We start from the raw sequence: 12,374 nt of genomic DNA on the forward strand, positions 1-12,374 counted from the left end.
GCGACAGAGGATTTGACAGGAATGAACGGACGTCGAAGCGCCCCGCACCCTCGTGAAGAGCTGCCCGCGCAGCTCGCCTCCTGGAACGACACGGCACGCCCCTTCCCCGACGACAAGTGCCTTCACCACCTGTTCGACGAACAAGCCGAGCGCACTCCCGACGCCACGGCCCTGCTCTCCGACACGGAAACCATGACGTACCGGCAGCTGGGAGAGGCGGCGAACCGCGTCGCGCACAAGTTGAGGCAGCTCGGCGCCGGTCCTGACGTCCCCGTGGGCATCTGCGCGGAGCGCGGCGTGGAACTCGTCATCGGGTTGCTCGGCATCCTCGAAGCAGGGGCCGCGTACGTCCCCCTCGACCCGGACTACCCCACCGAGCGGCTCCGGTACGTGCTGCAGGATACGGCATGTCCCGTCGTCGTGGCGCAGGAACGCACCAGGGAACTGGTCAGCGCGTGCAGCGGCGGCGTTCCGATCGTCCTGCCCCGCGAAGACCTCGTCCCGGCCGGCGAAGACATCACCCCGCCCGGTGCAGACGAGGTGCTGCGGCAGCCGGCACAGTACGGCGAGGCCGGGGCGGGACCGCGAGACCTCGCGTACATCATCTACACGTCAGGTTCGACCGGAGCCCCCAAGGGTGTGTGTGTCGAGCACACGGGCGTGGTCAACCGGCTGCACTGGATGCAGCGCACGTTTCAGCTGGGCCCCGACGACGTCGTGCTGCAAAAGACACCGTGCAGTTTCGACGTGTCCGTCTGGGAGTTCTTCTGGCCCCTGATCACAGGTGCCCGTCTTGCTCTCGCCCGGCCTGACGGCCACCGGGACCCGGCCTACCTCGCGGATTTCATCGCCCGCCACCACGTCACCGCCGTCCATTTCGTGCCGTCCATGCTCTCGGAGTTCCTGGACACGCCCGGCCTGGAGCGGACGCGCAGTCTCCGGCGTGTCATATGCAGCGGAGAGGCGCTGCCTGCCGCTGTGATGAACAGAGCCTGCGAACAGCTCACCGGAACCCTGCACAACCTCTACGGGCCGACCGAGGCATCCATCGACGTGTCCTCATACGCGTGCGAAGCCGAACCCTCGGTTCGTGAAGTGCCCATCGGGAGCCCGATCGACAACACGCGGCTGTATGTGCTGGACGAGGACATGGCTCCTGTTCCGTGCGGAGAGACCGGCCAGTTGTACATCGGAGGCGTACAGCTGGCCCGCGGCTACCACAACAGGCCCGCGCTGACGGCGGAGAAGTTCGTCCCCGACCCGTACGGAGAGGGCCGCCTCTACCAGACCGGCGACCTGGCTCGCCGGCGCCACGACGGAGTGCTGTTGTTCGCGGGGCGGGCCGACCACCAGGTGAAGATCCGCGGACACCGGGTGGAACTGGGGGAGATCGAAGCGGCCCTCCTCTCGGTGCACGGCGTACGAGAAGCCGCCGTGCTGGTGCACGAGACGACGTCCGGTCACCGGCAACTGGTCGCTCATCTGGTGCCGTTCGCGGGCGAGGAACTGGACCCGCAGCACATCAAGGAGCTGCTGGGCCGGCACCTTCCCGCTCACATGATCCCGGTCCGCTTCTCGGTCTGGGAGCGGCTTCCGCTCACCGGCAGCGGCAAGACCGACCGGCGGGCTCTGGAGGCAGCACCGGCCCCTGGCGCGCGGTCGCGGAAGGCCACCCCGGCGGCGACCCCGCGGGAAGAGACACTCGTCCGGATTTGGCGGGAGGTGCTGGACCTTCCCGACGTCGGCACCGACGAAGACTTCTTCGAGCTCGGCGGGGACTCCATCCAGGCCATGCGGATCGTGGCACGCGCCCGGGACACCGGCCTCGTCTTCTCCGTCACCGAGGTTCTGCGGCAGCGCACCGTCCGCGAGCTCGCCTCCGCAGCCCGGAACCTCGAGCCGCGAGAGGACGGCCGTGCAGCGCCCGCGGGCGGCGGCACCGTGGACACGCGCACGGTGGAGCAGCTCCAGGACAGGTATCCCGACTACGAGGACGCGTACGCACTCTCGCCGCTCCAGGCCGGCATGCTCTTCCACACCCTCTACACCCCCGAGTCCACCGACTACTTCGAGCAGGCACTGCTGTCGCTCGACGGGACACTCGACCAGGTGGCCCTCGAACAGGCGTGGCGGCAGGTGGTGGAGCGCCACCCCGCTCTCCGGACGACCGTGCACTGGCGTGGCGTTCCGCACCCCCTTCAGGTGGTGCATCGCGAGACCGACGTCGACGTACGCCGGGTGGACTGGCGCCACCTCGGTGCCGAGGGAAGGCGTGCGGCGCTCGACGACCTGATGGCTCAGGACAGGGCCGAGGGGTTCGCGCTGGACATACGGCCGCCGCACCGGCTGACGGTCGTGGACCGCGGCGCGGGCGAGGCCGAGCTGCTGCTCTCCTTCCACCACGTCATCCTCGACGGATGGAGTCTGTCGCTCCTGGTGGAGGACGTGGCGGAATGTTACGCGGCACGTATGGCGGACAGGTCCGTGCGGCTGAGCGCTCCTGGCTCGTTCCGCGACTTCATCGACTGGCGGGCCGGCAGCGACCAGGAGGAAGAGGGGGCCCACTGGCATCGCGTCCTGTCCGGCTTCACGGAAGCCACCCCGCTCCCCGGCGACGATCCGAACGCCGAGCCGGGTGAGAACCAGGAACTGACCGTCGCCGTCAGCGGGCCGCGAGCAGCCGCGCTGCGCGTGTTCTGCCGCAGCGAGGGCCTCACCGTCAGTACCCTCACTCACGCGGCCTGGGGCCTGGTACTGGCGCGCTCGAACCGCAGCCGCGACGTCGTCGTCGGCTCCACGCTCTCCGGTCGGCCGACGGAACTTCCCGGAGTCGAGGCGATCGTCGGCATGTTCATCAACACCCTTCCCGTCCGGGTGCGCATCCCCGCGACGGCGTCGGTGAGCGACTGGCTACAGGGCTTCCAGCAGGAACTCGTCTCCTACCTGGACCACATGACCAGCGCGCTGGCCGACATCCACGAATGGAGTGACGTACCCGCGGGGCAGCCGATGTTCTCGAGCATCGTCGTCGCTCAGAACCACCCGCCCATCGCCGCAGGCAGCCCGCGCGAGGGCGCCAGGTTCGCGCTGCGCTCGATGATCGAGACGACCGGGTATCCGCTGGTGGTCGTCGTCGATGAAGAGCAGGACGCGATCCGCTTCACCCTGCGGCACCAAAGCGGCCGCATAGGTGCGAGTGAGGCCCACCGATTGGGCCAACGTCTCCTTCACGTCCTCACCTCCCTGACCCGGGACCCGGCGAGTCCGGTGAGCACGATCGGGCTGCTGGCCCCCGGGGAGTGGGACGAGATCGTGTGCTCCTGGAACGACACGGGGAACGACTGGGACAACAACCGGACCATCATCGACCTCATCGAGGAGCAGGCCGACAGGACTCCGCACGACACGGCCCTCACCTTCGGGGAGGAGTCGATGTCCTACCGGGAGCTGGACGAGAGGGCCGGGCGGCTGGCATGCCACCTGCGTTCCCTGGGCGCGGGAAAGGACAAGCTGGTCGGTGTGCTCCACGAGCGGTGCCCCGATATGGTCATCGCGCTGCTCGCGGTCATGAAGACCGGCGCCGGATACGTGCCGCTCGCTCCCGACAATCCGGCCGAGCGGCTCAGGTACGTGGTGCAGGACGCACAGCTGGAACTCCTGGTGGCCCAACAGCACCTGCTGGACCGTCTCGGCCAGGGGTGGGGCGGAACCTGTGTGACCGAGGCGGACGCCGCGCACATCGCCGGGCTCCCCGCGACGCGTCCCGCAAACACACCCGGCCCCGACGACCTGGCGTACGTGATCTACACCTCGGGATCCACGGGAAAGCCCAAGGGCGTCGCCTGCCACCACCGAGGGCTGGTGAACTACCTGCGTTCCTGCGTGGAACACTACGCGTACCGGGGGACCAACGGAGCACCGCTCTTCTCCTCGTTCGGTTTCGACATGATCGTGCCCAACCTCTACACGCCCCTGATCATGGGGCAGCCGGTGCATCTGCTCCCCGAGGGCCTGAACCCGGGCGAGCTGGCCGAGCACCTGGTGGAGAAAAGCCCCTACGCGTTCATCAAGATGACCCCAGGCCACCTCGATCTGCTGGCCAAACAGCTCACCGAGGCAGAGGCGCGTGACCTGGCCGGTGTGCTGGCCGTCGGCGCGGACGCCTTCTCCCCCCGCACCCTCGCCGCGTGGCGGGAGCTGGATCCCGAAACCCCCGTCCTCAACGAGTACGGGCCCACCGAAGCGTCCGTCGCCAACTCGTTCTGGGTGACCGGCAAGGGGGTCGGGGAGAACCAGGGCGAGCTGCTGCCCATCGGCTACCCCATAGCGAACACGACCCTGTACGTCCTCGACGACGACTTCCTCCCGCTGCCCGAGGGCGTGCCGGGCGAGGTCTACATCGGCGGCGTGTGCTGCGCACGGGGTTACCTGAACAAACCGGGCCTCACCGCCGACCGGTTCGTCCCCGACCCGTTCTCCTCCCTCCCGGGGAGCCGGATGTACCGCACAGGCGACCTCGGGTACTGGCTGCCGGGCGGGAACCTGCAGTTCATCGGCCGTAACGACCACCAGGTGAAGATCCGCGGCTACCGGATCGAGCTGGGCGAGATCGAACAGTGCCTCGGCCGGCACCCGGGGATCAGGCACGTCATCGTCCTCGGCCTCCCGGATCCCTCAGGCGTGCCCCGACTCGCGTGCTACTACGTACCCCGGGAAGCCGGCCGTGACGTCCCCGCGGACGAACTGCACCGCTGGGCCGGCGAGACGCTGCCCGCGTACATGATCCCGACGACGTACACAGCCATCGAGGCCATCCCCCTGGACGCCAACGGGAAGGTCGACCGCAAGGCCCTGCCGGCACCGTCCGCCCACAGGGCCGACGCGGACGCGCCCTCCTCCACTCCGCGCAACGCGGCTGAGAAGGACCTCTGCGCCATCCTCGAGGAAGTCCTGCACCTCGAACGGGTCGGTATACACGAAAACTTCTTCCAGCTGGGTGGAGACTCGATTCTCACCATCCACGTCTGCGCCCGTGCACAGCGCGAGGGCTTCCGGCTCAGCCCGAAGGACATCTTTGACCACCCGACGGTTGCCGAGCTGGCCGCGCATGCCGGATGGGAGCGCACGCACGCGGTTCCCGGGCCGCGGAACGCGGCGGCCCGCGCCGGCCAGTACATCCCTCTGCTCCCGCTCCAAGCATGGTTTTCCGACCAGCGCATGGAGCACTCCCACCACTACAACCAGTCGGTTCAGATCGAGGCGTACGAGGTCGACGTGGACGCGTTCCGGGGCGCGCTGCACGACCTCGTGGCACGCCACGACGCGCTGCGGCTGACGTTCACGGGAGCGGCCGGCAGCCTGCGGCAGAACATCTCCGCTTCCGCTCCCGAGCCCGCCTTGACCGTTGTCGATCCCGAGGAGGGTGAAGGGCCCGGCGACGAGTTCGAGTCCCGCGTCCGCGAAGCGGCCACACGGGTTCAGGCCTCCCTCGATCCGTCGAGCGGCAGGCTCGTGGCGGCGGGGCTGTTTCGCCGCGGACCGCGGAAGCCGGACCGCATCCTGCTCGCCGTTCACCACCTGGCCGTCGACACACTGTCGTGGGAGCCTCTCCTCGCCGACCTGTCAGCCGCCTACCGGCGCCGCACAGGCGCCACTGACGCGCCCGCGGAGCCGGTCGGAGCGTCCTTCGCCGACTGGGCGCAGTGGGTGCACCAGTACGCGCGAAGCCAGGACGTCGACGTGCAGGAGAAGCACTGGCAGGCGGTCACCTCCGGGGCCACTCGCATCCCGCTCGACCTCGGCGGCGGACCGGTGAGCACGGTGGCCGAGCAGGCCCATGTCTCCCTTCGTCTTCCTGCTGAGGCGACCAGCCGCCTGCTGCGTGACGTCCCGTCCACGTACCGGGTCCGGGTCAAGGAACTGCTGGCGGCGGCGCTGTGCCTGACCCTCAACGAGTGGGCCGACGGCAGCGTGCGTGTCGACCTGGAGAACCATGGAAGGGATCCGCTGTCCTCCGGCCTGGACCTGAGCCGCTGTGTCGGATGGTTCACCACCGTCCAGCCCGTGCGCGTGGAGACTTCGGAAGGCGACGACACCGCGCTGCGGAGGGTGAAGGAGACACTCCGTACCTTCCCGGACGAGGGACTGGGCTTCTCCACCCGCTGGCTCACAGCGGCGGAGAGCAGCACACCGCCTGCCGACGTCGTGCTCAACTATCACGGGATACGGGACAGGCAGGCACGGGGAAGCACAGCGTTCAAGACGGTGACTTCCCTGCTGGGCGAGGAGAAGGCCCCCCAGCAACAGCGCCCGTACGCCCTCGAAGTGGAAGCGGAGGTGCGCGACGGTCACCTGACGGTGGAATGGGGCTATGCGCGAACGCGGCATCGGGAAGAGACCGTGCGGCAGCTCGCCGAGACCTTCCTCGACCGTGTCGAAGAACTGACGGCGTACTGTCTCGCGCACCCGGGCGGCCACACCCCTTCCGACTTCCCCCTCGCCGGACTCACGCAGCGGGAGTTGGACACCCTGGGAGACGCCCTGGAGGACGCCCAGGACATCTACCCGCTCGTACCCCTGCAACAGGGCATGCTCTTCCACGCCAGGCTGGCGCCCGGAGAACACACCTACACCGAACAGCAGGTGTACCGGGCGCCGGCGGGCGACACCCGGCACCTTGAAGAGGCGTTCAGTCAGGTCGCTGAGCGGCATGCAGCGCTGCGGACGACGTTCGCCTGGCGCAAGCTGTCAGAGCCCGTGCAGATCGTGCACCGCCATGCACCGCTCGACGTCCGCCACCGGGACCTGAGCACCCTTGAGGGCGAAGAGCGGGACGCGGCCTGGGAAGCTCTCCTGCGCGAGGACCTGGAGGAGGGCTTCTCGCTGAGCCGGACCCCTCCCGTCCGGGTGACCCTCGTGCGCACGGAGGAGCCCCGCCCTCGCGTCGTACTCAGCTTCCACCATCTGTTGATGGACGGATGGAGTGTGGCGGTGCTCCTGGACGAGGTCCGCACCGCGTACTCCGCGCGCCTGCGGGGACAGCCGTGCGCCCTCCCGCCCGCTGTGCCCTACCGCAGGTTCGTTGAGTGGACCCGGGGGCAGGACCCCGGCGCGGCGGAGGACTTCTGGCGCAAGGAGCTGGCCGGCCTCCGCCGACCGGGCAGGCTTCCTGGCCAGTGGGAGACCGGCACGCGGGAAGGCGTCGGGAACCTGGAGGCCGAACTGGGGAGCGACGTCGGTGCCGCGCTCGCGGCGTACTGTTCCGACGCCGGAGTGACCGCGGCCGCCGTCGTCCAGGGAGCCTGGGCACTCGTGCTGGCCGGGGCCGAGGCGTACGACGACTGCGGCGACGTCGTCTTCGGCTCGACGGTGGCGGGTCGCCCCGCCGACCTCCCGGGGGCGGAGTCCATGGTGGGTCTGCTCATCAACACCCTCCCTTCGCGCGTAGGTGTCGACCGCGACAGCACGGTGCGGACGTGGCTGCGCACACTCCAGGCCCGGCACGCCGCAGCACGCGAACATGCCTCTCACAGCCTCACGGACCTCCACGGTTGGAGCGACGTTCCACGGGGGGAGCCCCTGTTCGAGAGCCTCGTACTCGTCGAGGGCGGTACGCACGTCTCCACAGCGGAGGGGGACGAGCACTTCGTCGAGTCGGAGGCGTACGAAAACGTCGGCTACCCCGTCACGATCTGCTTCAAGGAGGCCGCCTCACCCAAGCTCCAGGTCCTCTACGACCTCGGCCGCTGTGGTGAGGAAACCGCCCGGGAGATCCGTGCGGAGTTCGACCGGACGCTGCGCCGGCTGCTGCGATGCCCTGGTGAAGCGTCGGTCGGCTCGCTCCTGAGCGAACTCTCCGCTCACTCGCGCGCGTGACTTCGCGCCCCGCGGGAGGGCGGGGGCAGGGTGAGCCGCTCGGAGGGGTGGGCTCACCCGAGCCCACCCCGGCCGTCCACCGCGAGCCCATCCACCTCGGAAGGTGTCCAACCACGCGGTAGCCACTACAGAGAGTTATGCAAGATTAATTGCGCAGTATGCTTTGTCTACTTACGGTGGAGGTATGCGACCGGAGCACAAGCCCGAGCAGATCACCGATCTGTCCCGGCTGAAGGCGTTCACCAACCCCCTGCGGATGTCGCTGTACCGCCTGCTGTACGCAGCCGGGTCCGCGACGGCCTCTCAGCTGGCCGAGCAGGTCGATCAGGCGCCGTCGCTGGTCAGCTACCACCTGCGCAAGCTCGCCGAGCACGGGTTCGTCTCCGAGGCCGAGGGGCGGAGCACGGACGCCCGGGAGAGGTGGTGGCAGGTGGTCTCCGAGGAAGGGTGGGGCTTTCGCGAGTCGGACTTCGCCGGCACCCCCGAGGAGGCGGCCGCCGTGGGGGCGGTGACACGCGGTATCACCGAGACGCGCGCGGCCCAGTACCGCACCTATCTGGACCAGAAAGCCACCTGGGGCCAGGCGTGGACCGACGCCGCGTTCAGTTCGGAGTGGCTGCTCGAGCTGAGCCCCGCCGAGCTCGCCCAGCTGGGCGACGAGTGCGAGGCCCTGCTCCAGCGCTGGCGGGAGCGGGGCAAGGCCGCACGGGCCGGCGGCGACACCGGGAGCCGCGAGCACGTGTCGGTACACCTGTACGGCTTCCCCTTCCGTCCCTGACACGTCCCCACACACGCCGCTTTGGAGCTTCGATCGTGGCCACCGCAAAGCAGACACCTGTGCCCGCGCGCGCCACCCCGCCCCTTCCCGCCTACCGCGACGGCAACGTACTGCGGTGGCTGATCGCGTACACGGCTTCGCTGGTGGGGGACAGCATCTACTTCGTCGCTCTGGCGTGGTCCGCGCAGAAGGTCGCGGGCCCCGCCGAAGTCGGCCTGGTGATGTCCGCGGGTGCGCTGCCGCGCGCGCTGCTCATGCTCGTCGGCGGCGTGGTGGCCGATCGATTCGGACCGCGCCGGGTGGTTCTCGGCAGCGACGCCCTGCGCTGCGTGTCCATACTCGCGGTGGCCGGCGGAATCGCGCTGACCGCGCCTGCGCTGTGGCTCCTCGTGGTCCTGGCGCTGGGATTCGGTGTCGTGGACGCGCTCTTCGTCCCCGCGGTCGGCGCGCTGCCACCGCGGATCACCAGCCCGGACCAGCTCGCCCGCGTGACCGGCATGCGGTCGCTGGCGATGCGCGTCGGCCAGATCGCGGGCCCGCCGACGGGGGGACTGGTCATGGGGCTCAGCGGCGAGGCAGCCACCTTCGCCGTGGCCGGCCTGCTCTTCGCCCTGTCGCTTCCGCTGCTGTTCACCGTACGCATGCGCCCTCTCGGCACGCAGGAGGAGGGGGCGACGCCCCGTCACGGGGCCTGGCACGATCTCCTGGACGGCTTGCGCTACATCCGGCGCCACGATCTGATCTTCCCGCTGGTCGTCGTCGGTGCCCTCGCTGAGATCGGGCTGACCAGCACGCTCAACATCGGTCTGGTACTGCTCAACGACGCCCGGCATTGGGGGGCTTCCGGCTACGGCTGGATAGCGGGCGCCTTCGGAGGCGGCGCCGCGGCCAGTGCGGCGCTCCTCACCATCGTCGGCTGGATACGCCGGGTCGGTCTGGTGCTCCCCGCGACACTGTTCGTGGCGTGTGCCGGTATGGTCACCATCGCGCTGGTGCCGAGCCTTCCGATCGCTGTGGCCACCGCCGCGACGGTAGGGCTGGCCGCCGGCAGTTTCGGTGCCTTGGACAACGCCCTCATCCAGGCGGTGGCGGACCCCGCCTACCTCGGCAGGGTCACATCCGTCGTCATGCTCACCATGGTCGGGCTGGCGCCGCTGGGATATCCCGTGGTCGGTGCGGCAATCGGCACCTGGGGCGTCACGGCGGTGTTCATCGGGTGCGGTACCTTCGCCTGTCTGGGCGTGCTGGTCTCGCTGTCCTCCAGCGCGGTACGGGGCGCGGAACTTCCCCGGCAGCGGTCGGCCGGGGCCGCGGACTGAGCAAGTCCGCACGGGACTGAGCGGGTCTGCACGGCACTGAGCGGGTCCGCACGAGCCGGGGCGCGGCCTCGCGCGACCGCATGCCAATGGGTGTGGACCGGTCCAGGCCCGTGGCGCACACGTTGTGCTGTCCGCCGAGGCAGGTTTGCTCCGGTGCGTTGTGGTCACCCGCCGCTGTGCAACCGGACGCCGACGCGAGGAAAGCGAGTTGAGAACGGTGGCTGCCAACGAGAAGGCGCGCGCGAAGGCCGAACAGGCGGCGGGCAAGGCGATGCGTGCCGCCGGGCGTGCGACCGGTAACAAGAAGATGCAGGCCAAGGGGCACGCCGCACAGGGGCAGGGTCAGGCTCGGGAGGCCCGTGAAGAGACCACGGACCGCTTCCGCCGCTGAACATCCCTCCTTCCGGTAGGAGATCGCTCACCGCAGGGCAGGGCCCGCGTTCCCGCGGGCCCTGCCCTGCGCCACGCCCGACCGCAGACGCCGCCACGAGCGTCCCGTGCCGCACGGGCCCCAACGGCTTCGCCCAGGCCGCCGGAGTCCACTCACGTGGTCACCGGTGTCGAAGAAGGGCAGTGCCTCACACCCCGGCTGCGCCCCTGTCGGACGGTTCACTGCTCTCGACATAGACGACCAGCGTCTGCTCCGGTTGTTCGGCCAGGTGGAAGGCGGTGTACGCATAGGCGACCGCTCCCCGCCGGGGGTGCCGTAGCCGTTTGCGACCGCTGTGCCGGGCCTGCACCTCGTATCGCGGCCACCAGTCCCGCACTTGAGGGCTGCCCTGGTGCAGCTCCTCGATCAGGCGGGTGTACCGGGGATCGCCGGAACGGCGTGCCGCCAGCGTCCGGAGCCGGCCGAGCAGACCGCGCGCTTCGGGCTCCCAGTCGACCAGCACGTCCCGGGCCACCGGTTCGAGAAACACCCAGCGGACGAAGTTGGGCGGTCGGTCCGCATCCGTGATGAGCCTCGGGAACAGATCGTCGGCTGCCTGGTTGTGACTGAGGACGTCGTAGTTGCCGCCGATGATGTAGGCCGGGTTCGGCTGGAGCAGCAGGGGGACGGCACCCGCCTCGGCCGTCAGCGGCTCACGCTCCTCGGCTTCGACCGCAGGCGTGTGGCCGGCAAGCTGAAGGAGATGGTCGCGCTCGTGCCGGTCGAGCCGCAGCGCCGCGGCGAGGGCGTTGAGCACCTGTTCGGAGACGCGGATCTTCCGCCCCTGCTCCAGATACGTGTACCAGGTGGCACTGATCCCGGCCAGCAGCGCCAGTTCCTCTCGGCGAAGTCCCGGAGTCCGACGGCGACCGGTCTGGGGCAGGCCCACCTCACCCGGGGTCAGGCGCTCTCTTCGGCTGCGCAGGAAGGCACTCAGCTGACGGCGTTGGTCCGGCCCCGTATGCACGATGAATGGCACCTTCGATTCCAGGATAAACACGGTCTGGATACCAGGCTAAGCCGCCCGGAGACTGGTGTGCGAACACGGCCGCGGCACTACCCGACGGCCTCACACAGCCACACCGGCACCCGGCCCGCCCAGGGCGCAACGGCTCCCGGGGTCCCTTCAGGCCCCGCCGCCGCTCCGCACCCCGGCCCCGGGGTGCGAAGGTGGGGAGAGGATGACTCATGTCCGGAATCAAGGGCAAAGTGGTGGCGATCACGGGAGCCAGCAGCGGCATCGGTGAGGCGACCGCGCTGCTGCTCGCCGCACGCGGCGCGCGACTCGTCCTGGGCGCACGCCGGTCCGAACGCCTGGCGGAACTGGTGGCCCGGATCGAGAAGGCAGGTGGCACGGCCGTGCGGATCCGCACCGACGTGACCCGGCGGGAAGACCTGCGGGCTCTGGTCGCGCTGGCAGGTGAGAGCTTCGGCCGACTCGACGTACTCGTCGGCAATGCCGGAGTCGGCGCCATCTCCCCTCTCGACGATCTGCGCGTCGAGGAGTGGGACCGCATGGTCGACGTCAACGTGAAGGGCGTGCTGCACGGGATCGGCGCCGCGCTGCCGGTCTTCCGGGCGCAGGGCACCGGCCACTTCATCACCACCGCCTCCACGGCCGCGTTCCGCATCGTTCCGGCCATGGCCGTCTACGCCGGCACCAAGTTCGCGGTCCGTGCCCTCTGCGAGGGGCTGCGTCAGGAAGCCGGCGACTCCGTGCGGGTGACCACCGTCTCGCCTGGCGCGACGGCGACCGACTTCGCAGACGCGTCGACCAACAGCCAGGTCAGAGCGGAGATCGCGAAGATGCGGGACACCATCGCGATTCCGCCCGACGCGATCGCCCAGGCCATCGCCTTTGCGATCGAACAGCCCGCCGAGGTCGACGTCAACGAGATCGTCGTCCGGCCCACCGCCCAGAGCTGACCTCCCCGCCCCGCGGGCGCCCGCCCCCGCGGGACTGCTCCACGGG

At 69.7% G+C, this 12,374-nt stretch carries 6 protein-coding genes; 5 read left to right on the top strand and 1 reads right to left on the bottom strand.

Translation table 11 applies throughout. From position 1 onward, the window contains the following. The first annotated feature begins 21 nt into the window (after positions 1–21). The 4 genes from DQ392_RS31390 (at position 22) to DQ392_RS31405 (ending at position 10,363) form a co-directional block, all read left to right on the top strand. Complete coding sequence (locus DQ392_RS31390; RefSeq protein WP_114019101.1) at positions 22–7,875, top strand: non-ribosomal peptide synthetase; 7,854 nt, start codon at positions 22–24, stop codon at positions 7,873–7,875. Between the two features lie 184 nt (positions 7,876–8,059). Next, on the top strand, positions 8,060–8,653 hold the full coding sequence (locus DQ392_RS31395; RefSeq protein WP_114019102.1) for a winged helix-turn-helix domain-containing protein: 594 nt from the start codon (positions 8,060–8,062) through the stop codon (positions 8,651–8,653). Positions 8,654–8,685: 32 nt separating this feature from the next. Next, complete coding sequence (locus tag DQ392_RS31400) at positions 8,686–9,972, top strand: MFS transporter (protein WP_425470661.1); 1,287 nt, start codon at positions 8,686–8,688, stop codon at positions 9,970–9,972. A 217-nt stretch (positions 9,973–10,189) separates the two neighbouring features. Next, on the top strand, positions 10,190–10,363 hold the full coding sequence (locus tag DQ392_RS31405) for a CsbD family protein (RefSeq protein WP_114019104.1): 174 nt from the start codon (positions 10,190–10,192) through the stop codon (positions 10,361–10,363). A 187-nt stretch (positions 10,364–10,550) separates the two neighbouring features. Here the strand turns inward: DQ392_RS31405 and DQ392_RS31410 are convergent, their stop codons facing one another. Continuing rightward, positions 10,551–11,369, bottom strand: coding sequence for a helix-turn-helix transcriptional regulator (locus DQ392_RS31410; RefSeq protein WP_114019105.1), 819 nt, complete (start codon positions 11,367–11,369; stop codon positions 10,551–10,553). A gap of 221 nt (positions 11,370–11,590) precedes the next feature. On the opposite strand from DQ392_RS31410, the gene DQ392_RS31415 reads away from it, so the two are divergent. Next, a complete protein-coding gene (locus DQ392_RS31415; RefSeq protein ID WP_114019106.1) occupies positions 11,591–12,328 on the top strand; it encodes an SDR family oxidoreductase in 738 nt (245 codons plus the stop codon). Positions 12,329–12,374: the final 46 nt, after the last annotated feature.

The sequence above is a fragment of the Streptomyces reniochalinae genome, from assembly GCF_003323735.1.
Taxonomy (GTDB): Bacteria; Actinomycetota; Actinomycetes; order Streptomycetales; family Streptomycetaceae; genus Streptomyces; species Streptomyces reniochalinae.